Raw genomic sequence first — 18915 nt, 5'->3', positions numbered from 1 at the left:
GAGATACGAGGCGCAAGACTCGTGACTCTTCCCTTTTTAAGTTTTCTGCACAAAAAACGAATAGGATGTGAAGAGCTTGGCTAAACCGACTGTTGCCCTGCAGTTATATACGCTTCGTGATCTAACAGAGAAAGATTTTCTAGGAACGATTCGTAAGGCAGCGGAGATAGGCTATAAAGCAGTGGAGTTTGCTGGATATTATGACACACCTGCCAAAGATTTGAAAGCGCTTTTAGAAGATGTAGGAATTGAAGCGCCATCCGCTCATATTGGCTTAAACTTCAGAGAGCTTAACAAGCTTGAATCTGATTTTGCGAAACAAATCGAATATGCCCAAGAGCTGGGTTTGAAATATATCGTAACGCCATGGGCACCGCTTCAGGAGAATCCTACTGATGAGGATATCACGTCATTGGCAAAGATCCTTGAAAAAGCAGGCAAACAAGCTAAACAGGCGGGAATTCAATATGGGTATCATAACCATGATTTTGAGTTAAAGCTTGTGAATGGGAAGCCTGCGCTTGATTTGCTTTTGGAGCGTGTACCTTCTGAATTTTTGATTGCTGAATTTGATCTGGGCTGGATCCATATGGGCGGTAAAAAGCCGATCGATTATGTTACACGCTATGCAGGAAGAGTACCCCTCGTTCACTTTAAGGATTTTGGAAGAGGCCGCAGTGATACCGAGGTAGGTAAAGGTGTTGTTGATCTGAAAAGTGTACTGGTTATTGCAGAGCAAGTGGGAATTGAGTATTTTGTTGTTGAACAAGAGGAATTCGCTTCTTCATCGCTGGAGAGCGCGAAAATTAGCCTCGATTTCTTCCATAAGAATGGTTTTGCGTAAGCTGGGAATAGCTTGTAATTGGGTGTTTCCTATGGTACAATGAGAATGCTGTTTCTAGGTCTTGTCCTATCTTGGCAAGGCAGCGGCGTACAATAACTTGCTCCTTGTGCAGGAGGTGGAACTATGGCAATTGCATTTAAAATTTTGCTTATCATTTTCGCGTTGGGCTTGATCTCTGTTGTTCTTCTTCAAAAAGGGAAGAGCGCTGGGTTGTCGGGTGCTATTTCCGGTGGTGCTGAACATTTATTCGGTAAACAGAAAGCTCGCGGATTGGATTTGTTTTTGCAGCGTCTGACTGTTGGCGTCGCTACTGGATTTTTCGTAACGGCACTAATTGTTGCATACCTCGTAAAAGCGTAATCGAATAGGTCTGGAATGAAGAGCGGGATTAGTCCCGCTTTTTTTTATGTCCATTGAAGTTGGAATAATATTACTGCTGGTTAAGGGGAAGTCCGAAATTTTCCCTAATTTAAAGGGCATCTGCGGATGGTGTTCGTTCGTTTCGTGTATACTATATGGTATATAGCAATCTATCAACCGACTGCTGCAATACAGAATATTGGGACGGCATCGCGGTACATGAGGTGAAGGATAATGGTAACAGAGCAGCAACTGCTCGAATTTATGCGTGAGACGGCTTATAAGCCAATGACATATCAAGAGCTCGACAAGCAGTTTGGAAGCAGCGGTGCTGAGTCCTACAAGGCATTCTTAATCCTATTGAATACGCTTGAGGATGAGGGGGAAATTCTTCGTACGCCTAACGATCGTTATGGCGTACCGGAACGAATGGATTTAATACGCGGACGCATTCAGGCGCATGCGAAGGGATTTGCTTTCTTACTACCGGAAGATAAAGAGCATCCGGATGTGTATATAAGTGCAAATGATCTGAAGAGCTCGATGAACGGGGACACGGTGCTCGTTAAAGTGACATCGAGAAGCGACGCCGGCGGACGACTTGAGGGCGAGGTTGTTCGAGTCGTTCAGCGAGCAGTTACACAGATTGTGGGAACCTTCGATCATCATGAAGCTTATGCATTCGTGCTGCCTGATGATAAACGGATCAACCGTGATATTTTCATACCGAAGGATCAATTCAAGGGAGCAGTCTCTGGACAAAAGGTTGTTGTACGCATCGTATCCTACCCAGAAGGACGTGCTGCGGCAGAAGGCGAGATTATTGAAGTCCTTGGTCATAAGGATGACCCAGGTATCGATATCTTGTCGATTATTCGTAAGCACCAGCTGCCGGAGAGCTTCCCTGACGATGTGATCGCGGAAGCGGAAGCAGCGCCGGATGCCATTACGGAGGATGAGATCGTTCGTCAAGGACGACGCGACCTGCGCAATAAAGTCATCGTAACGATCGATGGCGAGGATGCGAAGGATCTCGATGATGCGGTAAATATCGAGCGTCTGGAGAACGGCAATTACGTGCTTGGTGTGCATATTGCTGATGTTGGTTACTATGTACGCGAGAATTCGGCGCTTGATCAGGAAGCTTATCGCCGCGGGTGCAGTGTGTATTTGGTGGATCGGGTTATTCCGATGCTGCCGCACCGCTTGTCTAACGGTATCTGCTCGCTCAATCCGCAGGTGGATCGTTTGACATTGTCCTGTGAAATGGAGTTTGACGGGGCCACCTTGAAACGCGTGCGTCATGATGTGTTTACGAGTGTCATTCGCACCAAAGAACGTATGACCTACACGAACGTTCGAAAAATCGTAGCCGATAAAGATCCTGAAGTTATGGAGCGTTATGCCGAGTTGGTGGATACGTTCAACCTGATGGAGGAGCTTGCAATGCGTCTGCGTTCGCACCGCATGAAGCGGGGCGCGATAGACTTTGACTTCGTGGAGTCCAAAGTGATCGTCGATGCGGAAGGGAAAGCCATCGATATCGTGAAACGCGAACGTTCCGTGGCGGAACAAATTATTGAAGAGTTCATGCTGGCGGCGAATGAAACGGTAGCGGAGCATTTCTTTTGGCTGAAGGTGCCGTTCTTATATCGGATTCATGAGAATCCAGATCAAGAGAAGCTGTTGCATTTTGTGCAGTTTGCAGCGAATTTCGGCTATACGATTAAAGGCAAGGGTGGCAGCGAAATTCACCCGAAAGCACTGCAGACGCTGCTTGAAGATATTCGTGGGTCGAAGGAGCAGACCGTTATCTCGACGGTTATGCTGCGATCCATGAAGCAGGCGAAGTATGATGCGCAGAGCACGGGACATTTTGGACTTGCAGCGGAGTTCTATTCGCACTTTACATCGCCGATCCGTCGTTATCCGGATTTGGTTATCCACCGGGTGATGCGTGAGGTGTTTGAGCATGGCGGCACGCTGCCAGAGGCGCGTATGGAAGCCTTGGCGGCCAAGATGCCTGATATAGCGCAGCAGTCGTCCGAGCGCGAGCGTGTGGCCGTCGAGGCGGAGCGAGATACGGATAAGCTGAAGAAATGCGAGTACATGCTCGATAAAGTCGGCGAGGAATTCGACGGTATTATTAGCAGTGTTACGAGCTTTGGGATTTTCGTCGAGCTGGAGAATACGGTCGAGGGACTTATTCGTTTGAGCGAGCTCACGGATGATTATTACCATTTCCATGAGCAGCATATGCTGCTGATCGGCGAGCGGACGTCCAAAGCTTATCGCATCGGCGATGAGCTTCGGGTGCGCGTCGAGCGTGTCAATATGGATGAGCATACGATCGACTTTGCGATCATGGAGACGAAGGCGCAGAGCGCTGAACGTGCGGAGCGTGGGCGCGAGCTCGGTCTTGCGAAGCCACGCGGGGCTGGCCGCGGCGGCAGCGGGCGTGAGCGCAGCGGCGGAGCCGCGGCTCGCGGTGGCGAGCGCGGAGCGCGTGGTGCGCGCGGCGGCAAGCAAGGCGCGAAGAGCAGCGAGCGCGGCGCGGGTGGAGCGAGCGGCGAGCGCAGCGGCGGGCGCGGAGCGAAGGGTTTGCGCGGAGCGAAGAGCGGCGAGCGCGGCGTGGGCGCAGCGGTCGGTGAGCGAAGCGGCGGACGCGGAGCGAAAGGTTTGCGCGGCGCGAAGGGCGGCAGCGCAGCGGTCGACGAGCGCAGCGGAAGCGACGCGCTGGGCGCGGGCGGAGCGAGCGCAGCTGGAGGCGAGCGTATTGCAACTGGCGCGCGTGGCCGCGGCAGTGAAAGAAGCGGAGCACGCGGAAGAGATGGTGATTCACTTAGTCGTAATACGGCTACATCAAATGTTGGGAATGGTGCTGCCGAATCGGGTTCTGGTGAACGCAAAACGCGTGATGCACGCGCTTGGAAGCCTGAGGATGATTTTAACCTGAACCGTTTACTAGGTAATGATAGTGAGGGTTCAGGTGGCGGTGAGGCACAATCAGCTGCTCCGGCACGTGTACGTAAAGATATGTGGGGGCTGCCGATTAACGGAACCCGCACAACCACTGATGACGGAGAAGATCAAGATCACTCCAAAAGCAGGAATAGAAGTGGCGGCTCTGATCGCGGTCGTTCGGGCGGCGGTCGCAGGAGCTCCTCAGGTACAAGTCGTAATGGATCGGGCCGAGGTGGTCAGTCTAAAGGCAATAGCAGTTCCGACCAGAAGAACCCAGCAGATAACGGTGCCACGAATACAGCAAATTCCGCTGCTCCATCGAATGGAAGCCCACTGCCGCGTAAGAAGAAGAAAAGCAGCAGCGCGACGGCAGCTTTTGTAAGGAAAAAACAGACGTAGAGAAGAGACTACAGAGGTCTCTTTTACCAAATCTTGATTTCGTTTAATAAAGTTGTTACAATGGATTCCTGACTGCACTTGTTAGGAGTCCATTGTTGCTTTTAAGGGCAAGGTTCGCTGATGCAAGTTAGGTTGCGTTCAACTATCAGATGGATATGAGGTGATTAGCATGGTTAAGAAGAGTGAAGGGAAACAGCTTGCCCAGAACAAGAAGGCTTCCCATGACTATTTCATCGAAGAAACATTTGAAGCTGGTATGGTGCTTATGGGTAGTGAAATTAAGTCGGTTCGAATGGGAAAAGCGAATATTGGTGATGCTTTTGCAACGATTCGGAATGGTGAGATCTTCATCCATAACATGCATATTAGCCCCTTTGAACAAGGCAACCGCAGTAATCCTACTGATCCCACACGAACGCGTAAGCTTTTGATGCATAAGACCCAAATTCATAAGCTGCTCGGATTGTCTAAGCAAGATGGCTATTCCATTGTTCCACTTAAGATTTACATCAAGAATGGATATGCCAAACTGTTGATTGGACTGGGTAAAGGAAAGAAGCAGTATGATAAACGTGAGACTGCAGCTAAGAAAGATGCTCAGCGTGATATCCAACGTGCTTTGCGTGAGAAACAAAAGGTTGCTCGCTAGTGCAAGATGTTACTGGTAGATGTGGAGAACGAGGCCAGCGCTTCCAGTAAGACATTAGTTATTCGCAGCTGTTGATGTGTTATACTAATGAAGCAGTAACGAAACAAATGATTTTAAATCAACACGTGCTCGATTCATTTAGAACCTTCTGCGCAAGTTAGGTAGTTGGTTGTAAGTCGAATGAGCGTCTTACCTGCTAAACGGATGATCCGATAGGCCGTTTATGCGATATTGGGGGCGTTTATGGATTCGACGGGGATAGTTCGAGCTCGGGTTGCGGGTAGTGGGGACGCGTCCGCTTCATCAACGCTAAAGCCTATTAAACGGCAAAACTCAAAACAACTACGCTTTAGCAGCCTAAGAAACTGTTGGCGTGCTTCTACCCAGCATCGTCCATGTGACTGGAATAGGGGCTAACAAGTAGTGGAATACGCTGTCTCATCTCCGCCTGCGGTGAGCTGAAGAAGACAATCAGGCTGACCCAACGCATAGCCGGTTACGGGGCGATGCTCGGGTGACATCAAAACTGTGACTACACCCGTAGAAGCCTGTGTGGCGATGTCTTCGGACAGGGGTTCAAATCCCCTCGCCTCCACCATCGTCAAAGCCAGCCGCAAGAGGCTGGCTTTTTTGCGTGGAAAAGAGGGGAGTCGATCCAGTCCGAAGGAGGACAATGGGGTACGTTCCGCGCGCAGGTGCGTCTCTCGGGGTCCCCGCAAAGTACTCGGAATAAGCTTCGGAGCAACTCTTCACTTTGTGGGCAGAGCAACGAGCACGGCATCTCATTCTACCTCTAAGAACGTCATCCGCGAACCGACTTCGTCAGCCATTACAATGAAGAATGGGATACCCCCTCGCCGCCGCCAAGGAAAATCGACATGCAATAGTCGGTTTTCTTGGAAAGGCTGGCACCACGAAAAACCCGACCGCACGAGGTCGGGTTTTTGTGCGGAAAGAAATGGGAAGTCTCTCCGATCCGAAGGAGGACATTGGGGTATGTTCCGCGCGCAGGAGCGAAGCGGACGAGCACGGCATCTCATTCTATCGATAAGAACGTCATCGTCGAGTTTTCTTCGTCAGTAAATTTAATCAGGAATTGGATACTCCCCTCACCTCCACCATGTAAAACCCCGACCGCAAGAGGTAAGAGGTCGGGGTGTTTGCTTTCTATGACCTGCAAACGAAGAATGACTTCTACATACTCAAAAACTGCAGTCTTTTACTTCGCCCAATGCCTTGACTAGTGAAATGTTTTAAGTATCCGCTAATCTGCCAATTTTTTCTCATCATCGTGGCAATATTAGGCCTTCAAATCTTTCAATTGCAGCCGATTTCCTACGTCCTGCCCTTCACCCAATCCTTTAATTATTTTGACAAATTCAGACTAGTCTCGTTGCTTATTGTAGATCTTATAATGAGTATATCCAACATCAATTGCTATTGCAATAAATAGCAATTGATTTATTGTTGATATAAGTGTATTATAGGGACTATAAGGTAATTATTTGTAATAGCAAAAAGGGAACGTGCACATCAAGCAGTGCAAGTTCCCTTTGGAAGAGTGGATCACGCGCAATCTCAGGCGCTGCGAGTGAATCCTGTGGATAATATTTATTGTTAATTAAGTATGCCATAAACCAACGTTTTTGTACAGAGAGAAGGTTTGAGCTATGGAAACTGCCGCGAATAATACGACTCTTTCCATTTTCTTTGATGAAAGTGGAAAACAGAATAATGCAGTCCAATTGATGGGCGCACTTTGCTTCCCGACGGATATTTATAAAAATGATGCATTAATTATGATGCACGAGTTGAATAACGAATATTCATTTCATTGGACTGATTATTCGGGTGATGCCAAGATGCGCAATGGTATCATCAAGTTATTCCAGGTGGCAGTGCAAATTGCACCGTACGCTCAATTAAATATTCTTCATTATCATTATAACCAAATCGAAGCAGACGCAATCCGGTTTGGATCAGGATTAAAAGCCGAGATTACAGAGTATACTGTATATACCAAATTCCCCGAGAGGATCATGTACGGATTGCTCAGAGAATACGATAAATCCTCTCAGTTGAACGCAGCTCTGTATATTGAACATGCATATGAGTATGAACGGCTTGATTTAGCAAACTCATTGAAGAAACAACTAAACGCTCATGCCCTCTATAGGGGCGAACCCTACTTCGTTTCAGAATGCAGTTACAAACGTAAAGGCGAGGAAATTGGGGTAGAACTTACAGATCTGTTACTCGGAATAATAAGGACAATAATGGAAAATAGCGGATCGACCACAAGGACTAAACGTGAACAACGGAATCTGATTATTAGATTGTACAAGATGGGGTTGCTGGAATCCTTCATTCAGAACTTGTCTCTTTATGAATGGACAGGCCAATCCATTCTTACGGAGAGAAACTTCCAAACCTATATCAACCTTTTTATCGCTAAACATTTTGACGAATACAAGAGGATTGAAGTTTAAGTTATTGTGAGGTGGGGGGGATTGTTAAATCTCGCTGATTACGGGAATGTTGTTCAAGGAGCTAACTTATCCCGTGTACAGGCTACACCGGGCTTAAGTTCGGTTATGCTAATGCTTTATTCGATGAAAGAAATGAACGAAAGCTTGGGGAATGAAAATCGAAGTCATGATAAACCTCAAGAAATTCTTGTATCGGAAAACAAGGCAAAAGAACTGCCTGTAACCGATGAGAACATGGTTCTTCTTAACTTAATATCACACCGTGCGGCAACTGTAAGACTGGAATATATGGGTAGACTCGTGCCGTCGAACTTTGCCATTATTAGAGTGAATGAAGCATTATATGCTCCTTATCTGGAGTGGTATTTGAATGAATCTCCTGAGAGCCGAAAATATTTGAGTGAAGCGACGCAAGGAACAACCGTGGCAGCGCTCTCAATTCAAAAACTTCGGGCATTACCTATGGTGGTACCTTCTTTGAAGGAACAGAAGATTATAGGAGATGTATATAGAAGTTTATTGAATAAAAAAAGATTATTGATGCAGCGTATCTACCTTGAAGAGAAAAGTATTAATCAACAATTGTGGTCTTACCTGCAGGAGGGTTTGAGATGATTTCTGCACAGCGATTCGAACTTCTTAATCGATTATGGTCACGGCTTGATTATTTGCGCGGATATTTGGAAGAATCAGCTATACGTGATTATTTCTTGGGAATTATATGTTATGGATACCTATCGCGGAATATTGAAGATCGAGTTAGTCATTTGCTGCGACATGATAAACGTTCATTTGAGGAAGCGTGGCAAGATGAGGAAATGCATGATGGTTTAAGGGAAGAGCTTATTTCGGCTCTAGGATACGTTATTGAACCTCAGTTCTTATTCTCGACCATGGTTAGTCAGATTAAGAAAAGTTTATTCAATGTCGAATGCTTTCAGTCAGGCATTGATTGTCTTAATCGCTCTATAATGGGGGCTGACAGCGAGCACAGTCTGCAACTATTTATTGATATGGACATGTCCGCTTCCCTATTAGAACGTCATGTGAAATCGGAATCTAATTTTATCCCTGACATTATGGTAGCCATTCACGAAATTCTATTCTCAGATGACAGTATAAGCCCGGTACTTTTTGGAGAGGCCTATGAATTTCTAATCTCTCGGTTTGCAGCGAACGCAGGTAAGAAAGCAGGGGAATTCTACACCCCCCCGGAAGTTTCTGCACTCATTGCTAAAATAGTAACGACAGGGAAAAACGAACTAAGGAATGTTTATGATCCGACTTGCGGTTCTGCTTCGCTTCTTCTAAGTATTGCGAAGGAAGTGAAGGTTGGACATTTTTACGGTCAGGAAAAAATGAGTACGATTTATAATTTAGCCCGAATGAATATGTTGTTACACGGGGTTACGTTTGATCGATTTGATATTCGTAACGATGATACGTTGGAGCAGCCTAGGCATATGGACATACGTTTTGAGGCGGTTGTGGCTAACCCCCCTTATAGCGCAAAATGGAGTGCAGGTCCGCATTTTTTAGATGATGAGCGTTTTGGTTCGTATGGTGTGTTGGCCCCCCAATCGAAGGCTGATCTTGCATTTGTTCAGCATATGATTTATCAGTTGGATTATGAGGGTACACTAGCCGCCGTATTACCGCATGGAGTACTGTTTAGAGGAGGCTCAGAAGGGAAAATACGGTGTTTTCTCGTTGAAAACCAAAATTATGTGGATGCGATTATTGGATTGCCCCCTAACCTTATGTATGGTACAACAATTCCAGTATGTATACTCGTCATGAAAAAGAGTCGTGGAACGAATGAGAAGATCCTGATTGTTGACGCTTCTCATGATTATGAGAGTGGAAGACCTCAGAACCAACTGAGGGACTTGGATGTTAATAAAATTGCCGATACCTATATTAACAAGAAACAAATCGAACATTACTCCTATCTGGCTACGTTGGATGAGTTGAGAGATAACGACTATAATTTGAATATTTCGAGGTATATCGATAAGGATATAGAGGAAGAGATGATCGACATTAAAACTGTCGAACGGCAGCTAGGGGAAATTGATCGAAAAACAGCAGAGATCGATGCTGAAATAAAATCTAAATTAAAAGAACTAGGCATCGTTTTTCAAAATCGTTAAATTAGTTTCTGGCTGATTGTTCGAAGTGCCTACGGAGAGGAAGACACATCTTTAGAGAGGATGACAGTCATCTCTCGAACAACCTAATCATAACACTTCGGCGAACTGTGGTTTTGCACATCCACGGTTCGCCTCCACCAAATGTAAATCCACAACCGCATGAGGTTGTGGATTTGTGCTGTTTATACAACGGATGTCAAAATACTATCCCCAGAAATTTTGATGTATTTTATTGTAAAATGGAAATTAAAAAGCTTTATAATAAAAGATATAATCGTTTATTCATTAGTCGTTGTGAATTAATCTACTTAAATTGTACTGATAGAACAATGACTTAATAATGAATAAGTTTGGAGGAGACAAGTGGAGGAATATCTAAAAGAATTTTTAAACATCAATAACCTATCCGAGAATGCATTGAAAGTGGATCAGAAACTTCAGGGTTTGTCAGAGAAAGTAACTCAGTGGCTCGGCGAAATTGATGAGCAGCATAGAACAACATTTTTAATACTACTGAAGTACTTTAATTATTTCAATCGTCAGAAAGTTCATGATACATTTGCAAAATTATACGAACAATACACATCACTCGAAATTGAGCACGAGTCTACTATTTATGCTCCAATTACCCCTAAAAGACCTATTTACAATGGAACCAACGAGTTTTTTTCAATATTTAGGGAAGTTTGCAGTGATCAGGTGAAAACTACAAGAATTGCATTTCAGCTACGAGATTATCTTAAGACATATAATACATCGGAGATATCGAATATTGTGCTAGTGGATGATATTATTGGAACTGGAACAACACTGAGGGATTATTTGCATCCACTGATTAATGATTTCTCTAATAAAATCAAAGACAAAAAAATATATATACTGTGTTTAGTTGCTCATCCTAAAGGACTAAAGAAAATTGAAAAGATGCGTAATGATTTAGGTATGGAAATTGAATGTTTATATGGATACGAATTAACTAAAGCCTTTTCTAAAGGTAGATTCTTTGAAAAGGAACAAGATAGAATTAAAGCAAGACAAGTTGTTCGAGAGTATGAGAGTAAAATTGCCAAACGTGACGACGATATAATGGGGTTTCAAGAATCGGAGGGACTGGTAGCGTTTTTTCATAATACACCCAATAATACATTGTCGACATTTTGGGAACAGGAAGCAAGAGTAACATGGCACCCTATTTTCCCGCGGACAATTAGGGGAGACGAACTTCCACTAGATAATACAGACGTTACATTAGAGGCTATAAAGACTAGAGGAAACAAGAAAAATAATTTAGCAAAATTTATTTTTAATAAAATTAGAGAGAGGCTTATTAATGGATGAACGTGGCGAAATGAGTCGAAAAAAAGCACCAAAACTGAAAATTAAAGAAATGATTGTATTGATATATCTACATGAAAAGGGCTCCGACTACGCCCATAAGTCATTACAAACATTACTATCATTGAATTTTCGTGAACTAGATGGAATTATACAAAATTTACGGAAGGACGATTATATCGAGTATACGAGCTCTAGTGGTTACTTAGTCACCAATAAAGGGAAAGAGTTCTTACTACAACATGATCTCTCAGATATATCTGTTATCAAATTATTAAATGAAGAAAATCGCAAATATATACAGATGGGTTCCAACTTTTCAGAAATATATATTCCTAGGGATTTCCACTTGAAATTATGATATTATTAGATCGACAATGCAATAGGTTGATTAGGTAAGTTGGGGGACGATGTCGACTTCCAAAATATTAACGGCTCTAAAGTTTATGTTTTATTAAAATCATGTAATAACCATTGCATTGTCAATTTGATATTATGAGCGTGCACAATGAGTGAATATACAGATAATCTTCGCAAGAGTATGTTAGAACTAGGGAATTCTAACGATTACATAGAATTGTGCATAAACTACGCCCGAAAGCTTGAAAAAAGTCACGTCCCGATAATTTTTGATAAGATACATTTTCTTGTACTAACAGAACTCAAAAGCAGTCAATTAAACGATTTTTTAAATAATAGAGCAGGTTATTATCGGGAGTTTGAACTTATTATTAATAATCGGAAAAGAGAAATTCATGCTCCCAATAATATTTTAAAAGAGTTGCAAAAATGGATTCAGTTATATATTCTTAAACCACTTAGAGTCTCTGATTGGGCAACAGCATACATTCCAGGAACTTCTATAATCAAGAATGCAGCTATACATATAGGGCAGGAATGTGTTGTTAATCTAGACTTGAAAAACTTCTTCAATAGTATTTCAGCGGTAAAAGTGCATAGAGTATTTCGAGTTGCTGGATATACTAAAGAGCTAGCTACACTCTTTACCAAAATATGTACAGTTAATAACTGCTTACCTCAAGGTGCTCCGACAAGCCCTTACCTTTCAAACTTAGTTTGCATAAAGCTAGACCAAGAATTAGCTGATTTTTGCCAATCATTGGGAATAAGATTTACTCGTTACGCAGATGACATGACTTTCTCCGGGGGAAAAGAGATTGTTAAAGTCTTGCCTCAAATTTATAAAATTATCTCAAAACAGGGTTTTTTAATTAATAATGATAAGACGAAAATTTTAAATTGTGGTCAGCGGCAAGAAGTTACGGGCTTGGTGGTTAACGATAAGGTATCTGTAAAAAAAGAGTTCATACGTAAGTTAAGCCAGGAGATTCATTTTTGTTTACGTTTTGGTGTTTCAAATCATATTTTAAGAACTGGAATAAGAAAATCCAACTATAAGGATCATCTGTTTGGAAGAGCATATTTTATTAATATGGTGGATAAATCGTTAGGGGATGATCTATTGAAGAAACTCCAGAGTATCGATTGGGAGTATTAAGCTATGTTATAGTGGCTTATAACCAAACAATTGTAGCAACACACTTCGGCGAATTGTGGTTTTACATAGCCATGGTTCGCCTCCACCAAATGTAAATCCACAACCGCATGAGGTTGTGGATTTTTGCTGTATTACTACTATAATGAAATCGAATTTGCACCATTTTTAAGCTGTAGCCGTTAAGCATCGGGTTCAGTATATATATATTGAAGGCAGAGCACTAGAAATAAAATGGCACTAACCTAAGATAGGTTGGTGCCATTTTCATTTTCTCATCTAGATTTAACGTGAAGATTTGCGTGGGAAAAGGTAGGGGGTCAATCTCTTTGCGATAACGCGATGTCCCTGATCATTGGGATGAATAGGCAGAGATCCGCTCAACGCATCTTCAATCTTTCCTTTTCGATATCCATAGATAAGGTCTGCTTGCTTTCCTTCAAACCACGTATGAACGGGAGCGATATTGATATTACAGTTTTGGGCAATCTCGATCGTCGTATGATTTAAGCGGTTTATCGACTCAGCGGAAAGAGGGCTATTCGGGAATGGATTGTATTGCGTACAGCAAATGATTCGGGCATCACTTTCTCTTTTTATTTGAGTGAAAAGGGCATGTAGATTCCGACTATAGTTGATTGTATGTTGAACTGAATTTATGGGTTGCTGGTTTTTAAGCGAAATGAGTGCCGCATTTACTAAATCTACTCCGCCGATCCAAACAGAAACAACATCAGATTGGCTAATTATTGAGGAACCTCGCCATATCGCTGCATCTAATAGATCAGAACTGCTCCAACCCGGATGAGCTAAAACATATCCAGTAACCCTGCGGGAGCGGGAGTGTGAATTTAAATTGGTTATGGCTAATTGGGGATAAGCCTTTGCGAAAGAGGAGGCATTTTCACCGAATGTGATGGAATCTCCAAGAGCTGTATAGAGCATAAGAATAACACTCTCCCTACTCATAATCATACAGACCATGCAAATAGGTTAGTCGAAAATAGATATTTACAATCAATATTCACTCGTTCGTATTCTTCTCAAGTGCATCTTCTGAGCTATAGTATTGTAAGCATGTGTAGGTTGTGTGGGCATTTATTATGAATACTGCAAATAGGCGTCTAAAAGTATTATTTCCCTCGCCTCCACCATAAAAAGCCCGACCGCGTGAGGCGTGAGGTCGGGCTTTTGTCTATGCAATGAAAAATTATTTTGCGTTCTCATCTGGCTGATGAATGCCAAATACATTTCCTTCAGTGTCAATGTAATACCCTTGCCACGCCATTCCTGGTAGTGCGTATTTTGGTAATGCAATCTTGCCTCCAAGACTCACAATTTTTTCTTCAGTAGAATCGTAGTCCTCCACTCCCATTGTACATGCATAACCATTCATAGCTTGACCTGGTTCTGGGGAGGTACCTTGACGTTGCATCAAAGCCCCGTTGATTCCAGGTTCATTTGCGTTGCCCGTCACAGCTCCAAAATAGGGCATTCCAGCATAAGTACTCCAATCCTCGAATGTCCATCCAAATATCTCTCCATAAAACTTCTTGGCACGCTCCATGTCATCTACATGAATCTCGAAATGAACTAATCTGCCCATGATTTTCCTCCTATGATTTGATTTCTTTACCTCTTTCTTTTATTATGGTTTCCTTTCCTGCTTGATTTATAAAAAATATTGTAAATTATTCATGTTCAGTAGCAACCTTAGGCGACATCAAAACTGTGAATTATGACAATTTATCCCTGAAGTAATAAGACGACGAAATGTAAATAGGCTCCAAAATCACATCTTATGAAATGGGCATAAAGACCTATTTTTTGTCGAATAAAGTCAACCGATATAATGAAATAAGGACTTTTTTCATAACAAAGGAGTGGGGCTAATCATGAAGATTTCTACCTGGCTTAAGACGATGAGTGGCGTTTTTATTCTTCTGACGGTCCTGAACGGAATTAGTATTTATAACCTTCAAAAGAGCGTAGCTCAGGAACGCGTCGTTGTAAAAAGGCAAGTAGAATTCAAGCAATTAGGTATCGATTTAGCCAACTCCTCAGACTATTTAACGAACGAAGCAAGAATTTTCGTGCAGTTCGGAGACAAAAACCACTATGACAACTATTGGAAGGAAGTAAACGAGACCAAAACGAGAGATCATGTAGTGGAGAGATTAACTGAATTGGGTGCGCCTAAAGAAGAGCTGGATCTAATATCACAGTCAAAACAAAATTCGGATGCTCTTGTCAAAACGGAAAATGCGGCAATGAAAGCTGTGGAAGGCAAAGATTTTACCAAAGCCCGGGAACTCATGTTTGACAGCAATTACGATGCAAACAAAAAGACGATCATGGAGCCGCTGCAGCAGTTTCAAAAAAAGATGAACACGAGAGCGGAAAATGAAGCAAATGTTGCAAAGCAAAAAGCAAGCTTGATGCTTTCGGTAACTGTGCTTTTGCTTATAATTACATTTGCAGCATTACTAGCAATATTTATTATTATTTTTGTTAAGTTGAAACCGCTTAAGTTAGTCAATGAAAAAATCGCCGAACTTGCGCAGAGTGGGGGTGACCTTACCGGAAGACTGGATTACTCCGGCAAGGATGAAATCGGAGAAATCTCGAAATCCTTAAATGCTATGTTGGAAACCCTGCAATCTATTATTAAAGATGTCCGTGATACCTCCCGTAGTGTATTGAGTTCGTCGAGTAAACTGGTTGAAAATACGAAAGAAACTGCAAGTGCGACAGAGGGAATTACGAGGCAGGGAGCCAGTATTGAGCGAGGGGCGACAACATCCGTGCAAAGTACACTCGATGCTTCTCATGCAATCAATGAAATGTCTACAGGTGTGCAGCGTGTCGCTGAATCCGCCGAGGATCTTGCTAACGCCGCAACTGAGACGGAGAAAGAGGCAGTAAGCGGCGTGAACTTTATACAGCAAGTTAGCAAGCAGATGGCCCAAATTAGCGATTCTGTAAGTTCTACAGTAGAAATTGTATCTAATTTGAAAGAACGCTCTTCGCATATTGAGAAAATTGTTAGCGCCATCACGGAAATATCGAGTCAAACGAATTTGCTTGCGTTAAATGCTTCAATCGAAGCGGCACGAGCAGGCGAACAGGGAAGAGGCTTCTCCGTAGTGGCCAGCGAAATCCGAAAATTAGCAGAGCATTCCTCTACTTCAATAGGGCAAGTATTCGGATTGCTGCAAGATATTGTGAAAGACTCTCAAGAAACTGAACATGCGATGCAGCAAGTGACGGGAGAAGTATTGACGGGCCAAAAGAAGATGGAAGAAGCAATCGAATCTTTTGAAAACATTTTGAAGTCCACTCAGAAAGTGTCTTTGCAAGTTCACGAGGTTTCTGCGGTCAGCGAACAAATGGCGGCAGGCTCGGAAGAAATTGCAGCATCTGTTTCCGAAATGGCAACTGTAGCTGAAGAATCGCTTGCAGGAGTTAAAGCAGTGAACGATATGACTGCAAAGCAATACTCTTTAGTTCAGGAGGTTGCTTCACTTACGGACTTGCTTAGTAAAGATTCTCGGAGCTTGGAAGCTCTCGTTATGAAGTTTAAAGTGTGAAATTAATGAATAGCAACGGTGCACTATACGATGCCTAAGCTAAAGTCTTACGACATTAAAACATACAAAAAGAAAAATAGTTTCCATACTTGGCATCCTTGGGGCGCGCCCAAGCGATGATACATTGAAGCCCGCTTAGCCATTTTCAGAGGCTAGAGCGGGCTTCAATAAATTTTAGCCGTTTACTTTGTTTAAAGTAAGCAGTGCATATCGGGAATGCCGGATTAAGGTCTCCGTGAATTATTTTCATGCTCAGCCATCCAGCTGTAATTCTGTTACTCGAGTCCCAGTTGGAATACGAGGTCCAGATTATAACCGGCTTCCCCTCGGTTATCCCTTTTGTGAGAATTTTGGGAGAGCGATCTTATAGACTGACTATGCAAGATGACTATGCTGTTGCAATTATGAAGAAAAAGGAGTCTGGAACGCATGTACAGTTTATTCTGACCCTGGAATCGATGACGAATCTATTTAAATTCTTAAATGAGGAGAGTTTTTATGAAATTAAAGTACTTGCGGATTATAACATTACTTGCAATGATTCTATCTTTATTTCCTTCCCCTTCGATTTCGTTCGCGACAACGGATGCTTCGCAGATGAGTGCTGCAGGAGTCAATCCGGTTAAGGTTGTTTCAGCAGAGAGCTTTACAGTTGCTTTAGATGCCAACGGAGCAGTGTGGACATGGGGAAAAAATAACCATAGTCAGCTGGGTACGAGCGATTCCGCCGATCGCCAATATCCGGGCCAGGTTACGATTAGCGGTTCGCCGAAGATCACGGATATTGCCGCCGGATCGGATTACACCTTGGCTCTAGATAGCCAAGGTAATGTGTGGGAATGGGGGATGCTGCCTCCCAACAATTCCGCCATTTCCACTCCGACATTAGTGAATGGTCTGAGCGGCATCCAACAGATTGCAGCAGGCCAAACGATGGCTATGGCATTAACTTCTGATGGAAAAGTAATGACATGGGGCAGTAATTATTTTGAAGGAGAGCTGGGGCAAGGAAGTCAAGTATCTATGAATCCTACGCCCTCACCGGTTGTTACTGACGAGAACGACACGGTATTGACCGGTATTAAGGAAATTGCAAAAGGCCGTCTGGCATCATATGCCTTGAAGGATGATGGAACCGTATATCAATGGGGTCTTATAGATCTTCAGCAAAATACAACTACAACATCCTCCGTTGCATCTGTTGTCAGCGGCATTACTGGCGCAACCGCAATCGTATCTAACCCGAATGCAGCATTTGTTTACGCCTTAACGACCAATGGTGTCTTTGCCTGGGGGCAAAACAGCCGTGGGCAATTGGGCACAGGGGATACCCGTGATTCCTATACGCCCGTTCAGGTGGCATCCTTGAATGGCAAAAGCGTGAAATTGTTAAGTGTCGGCAATTCCCATGCGCTTGCGCTAATGAGCGATGGTTCTGTATGGGGGATAGGCGATACGACGCAAGGACAACTGGCCGATCCTCAAATCTATTGGCAAGCAACCGAATTCAAGAAGATCTCAACCGTGTCCAAAGTAAAAGCTGCTTATGCAGGTTATAACAACTCCTTTTTCATCCATGAGGATGGGACCGTCGTTGCAAGCGGATCGAACTATGATCGTAACACACGAATGTATGGACTTTTGGGTGTCGGCTACAATATAGATAATGCTAGAATCCCCTTGCCGATGATTCCATTGGCGTCATCATACGAAGTAGGGCCAAAGCCATTGAGCAACGTTTCCATCCAAGTTGTTAATAACGATCAATTAAAGTTTACGTATGATATTCCGACTTTGTCGAATTTCGACAAGATTTATTTCGATGTGTATCTGCAGGGAGGAAGCACCGCTAGTCTGAGCGAGTCGACAAGTTACGGCTCAGGGCAGGGTGTTACTGGCGTAACCCATACACTGAATGGTTATTTGCCGCCTGGAACGTACAACGTAAAAATCCATACTGAATATACTGGCGATCATAGTGTGTCGGATACCGTAACCTACGATAATAACGCAGCAGGCTACACGGTACATCCGGGTTCCGTTACGTTAAAAGTACTGGTTAAGGAGTGGAATGCGTCAGCGTCTGCCGATCCATCTGTTTCGAACTCCGTTTACGGCTCTGTTTACAGCGCACCCGCTGCCGACGTTACCGTTACGATTGTACCTGATGATGATTTTAGAAATAAAATGACAGCGATCACCTCAGCGGACGGAGTTGCAGTATTCGATCGTTTGTACCCTGGTCTCTATCATGTAGAGATTACGGAAGACACGTCCGACGAGATGCCAATAACTCTTGTAGAGAACCAAGTGTATGTATTCGGCAGCCAAGTTACCCATACGCTTCATATTATTTCAGATACACAACCGACTGATTTTATTTATCGGCCGGATTCTGAGACACCGACAGGGAAAATTGGCGGTTCGTTTTACTGGAATCCCTCGTTAACACCATCGCAGCTGACGGAATATCGTTTTTATTTCGAAGATGGCCAAGGGAACAAGCTGGGCGACATGATCGGCAAAACGTCGCATAATCCCAACAGGCGCATTAGGAATTCGTTTATACACCTTTGACGGCACCTCCGAGCATATCACGCCGGATTTCATTAGTCT

The 18915-nt window shown here is 43.5% G+C and carries 14 protein-coding genes and 1 other RNA gene; 13 read left to right on the top strand and 2 right to left on the bottom strand.

From position 1 onward, the window contains the following. Positions 1–76: 76 nt before the first annotated feature. From EKN16_RS22050 to EKN16_RS22000, 11 genes are all read left to right on the top strand, one after another. Positions 77–844 (top strand): sugar phosphate isomerase/epimerase family protein, encoded by a 768-nt coding sequence (locus tag EKN16_RS22050; protein ID WP_125662280.1) that lies wholly within the window; start codon positions 77–79, stop codon positions 842–844. Positions 845–967: 123 nt separating this feature from the next. Continuing rightward, entirely contained in the window at positions 968–1204 is a 237-nt protein-coding gene (gene secG / locus EKN16_RS22045) for a preprotein translocase subunit SecG (protein ID WP_125662277.1), read from the top strand. 234 nt (positions 1205–1438) lie between these two features. After that, the gene (gene rnr / locus EKN16_RS22040; RefSeq protein WP_125662274.1) at positions 1439–4567 is read left to right on the top strand and encodes a ribonuclease R; all 3129 of its coding nucleotides are present in this window, start codon (positions 1439–1441) and stop codon (positions 4565–4567) included. A 169-nt stretch (positions 4568–4736) separates the two neighbouring features. After that, positions 4737–5216: an SsrA-binding protein SmpB gene (gene smpB / locus EKN16_RS22035; RefSeq protein ID WP_125662271.1), complete on the top strand. Its 480-nt coding sequence runs from the start codon at positions 4737–4739 to the stop codon at positions 5214–5216. Positions 5217–5449: 233 nt separating this feature from the next. After that, positions 5450–5814: a transfer-messenger RNA gene (gene ssrA / locus EKN16_RS22030) on the top strand. A 1072-nt stretch (positions 5815–6886) separates the two neighbouring features. Then, entirely contained in the window at positions 6887–7705 is an 819-nt protein-coding gene (locus EKN16_RS22025; protein WP_125662268.1) for a DUF3800 domain-containing protein, read from the top strand. Between the two features lie 123 nt (positions 7706–7828). After that, positions 7829–8320 (top strand): restriction endonuclease subunit S domain-containing protein, encoded by a 492-nt coding sequence (locus EKN16_RS22020; RefSeq protein WP_125662265.1) that lies wholly within the window; start codon positions 7829–7831, stop codon positions 8318–8320. Next, entirely contained in the window at positions 8317–9858 is a 1542-nt protein-coding gene (locus EKN16_RS22015) for a type I restriction-modification system subunit M (protein ID WP_125662262.1), read from the top strand. Before EKN16_RS22020 ends, EKN16_RS22015 begins: the two co-directional genes overlap by 4 nt. A 363-nt stretch (positions 9859–10221) precedes the next feature. Then, positions 10222–11196, top strand: coding sequence for a phosphoribosyltransferase (locus EKN16_RS22010; protein WP_125662259.1), 975 nt, complete (start codon positions 10222–10224; stop codon positions 11194–11196). Further along, positions 11189–11554: a hypothetical protein gene (locus EKN16_RS22005; RefSeq protein ID WP_125662256.1), complete on the top strand. Its 366-nt coding sequence runs from the start codon at positions 11189–11191 to the stop codon at positions 11552–11554. Before EKN16_RS22010 ends, EKN16_RS22005 begins: the two co-directional genes overlap by 8 nt. A gap of 147 nt (positions 11555–11701) precedes the next feature. Then, the gene (locus EKN16_RS22000; protein WP_125662253.1) at positions 11702–12712 is read left to right on the top strand and encodes a reverse transcriptase family protein; all 1011 of its coding nucleotides are present in this window, start codon (positions 11702–11704) and stop codon (positions 12710–12712) included. Positions 12713–12994: 282 nt separating this feature from the next. Here the strand turns inward: EKN16_RS22000 and EKN16_RS21995 are convergent, their stop codons facing one another. Then, entirely contained in the window at positions 12995–13654 is a 660-nt protein-coding gene (locus EKN16_RS21995; RefSeq protein WP_125662250.1) for an SGNH/GDSL hydrolase family protein, read from the bottom strand. A gap of 265 nt (positions 13655–13919) precedes the next feature. After that, positions 13920–14315, bottom strand: coding sequence for a VOC family protein (locus tag EKN16_RS21990; protein ID WP_125662247.1), 396 nt, complete (start codon positions 14313–14315; stop codon positions 13920–13922). A 289-nt stretch (positions 14316–14604) separates the two neighbouring features. Between EKN16_RS21990 and EKN16_RS21985 the strand changes: the two genes are divergently transcribed. After that, positions 14605–16299 (top strand): methyl-accepting chemotaxis protein, encoded by a 1695-nt coding sequence (locus tag EKN16_RS21985; RefSeq protein ID WP_125662244.1) that lies wholly within the window; start codon positions 14605–14607, stop codon positions 16297–16299. Between the two features lie 498 nt (positions 16300–16797). Then, positions 16798–18876: an RCC1 domain-containing protein gene (locus tag EKN16_RS21980; protein WP_164522944.1), complete on the top strand. Its 2079-nt coding sequence runs from the start codon at positions 16798–16800 to the stop codon at positions 18874–18876. Positions 18877–18915 lie beyond the last annotated feature (39 nt).

The sequence above is a fragment of the Paenibacillus baekrokdamisoli genome, assembly GCF_003945345.1.
In the GTDB taxonomy this organism is placed as follows: Bacteria; Bacillota; Bacilli; order Paenibacillales; family Paenibacillaceae; genus Paenibacillus_Z; species Paenibacillus_Z baekrokdamisoli.
Note: the sequence above shows the minus strand (reverse complement) of the source record. Positions and strands in the feature narration are given on the sequence as shown.

What these genes read in the sequence shown, in the direction of transcription:
- EKN16_RS21980 (WP_164522944.1), top strand. Translation starts at nt 16,798, where the DNA reads ATGAAATTAAAGTACTTGCGGATTATAACATTACTTGCAATGATTCTA.
- EKN16_RS21995 (WP_125662250.1), bottom strand. Translation starts at nt 13,654, where the DNA reads ATGCTCTATACAGCTCTTGGAGATTCCATCACATTCGGTGAAAATGCC.
- EKN16_RS22025 (WP_125662268.1), top strand. Translation starts at nt 6,887, where the DNA reads ATGGAAACTGCCGCGAATAATACGACTCTTTCCATTTTCTTTGATGAA.
- EKN16_RS22005 (WP_125662256.1), top strand. Translation starts at nt 11,189, where the DNA reads ATGGATGAACGTGGCGAAATGAGTCGAAAAAAAGCACCAAAACTGAAA.
- EKN16_RS21985 (WP_125662244.1), top strand. Translation starts at nt 14,605, where the DNA reads ATGAAGATTTCTACCTGGCTTAAGACGATGAGTGGCGTTTTTATTCTT.
- EKN16_RS22020 (WP_125662265.1), top strand. Translation starts at nt 7,829, where the DNA reads ATGAAAGAAATGAACGAAAGCTTGGGGAATGAAAATCGAAGTCATGAT.
- secG (WP_125662277.1), top strand. Translation starts at nt 968, where the DNA reads ATGGCAATTGCATTTAAAATTTTGCTTATCATTTTCGCGTTGGGCTTG.
- rnr (WP_125662274.1), top strand. Translation starts at nt 1,439, where the DNA reads ATGGTAACAGAGCAGCAACTGCTCGAATTTATGCGTGAGACGGCTTAT.
- EKN16_RS22015 (WP_125662262.1), top strand. Translation starts at nt 8,317, where the DNA reads ATGATTTCTGCACAGCGATTCGAACTTCTTAATCGATTATGGTCACGG.
- EKN16_RS22000 (WP_125662253.1), top strand. Translation starts at nt 11,702, where the DNA reads ATGAGTGAATATACAGATAATCTTCGCAAGAGTATGTTAGAACTAGGG.
- EKN16_RS21990 (WP_125662247.1), bottom strand. Translation starts at nt 14,315, where the DNA reads ATGGGCAGATTAGTTCATTTCGAGATTCATGTAGATGACATGGAGCGT.
- smpB (WP_125662271.1), top strand. Translation starts at nt 4,737, where the DNA reads ATGGTTAAGAAGAGTGAAGGGAAACAGCTTGCCCAGAACAAGAAGGCT.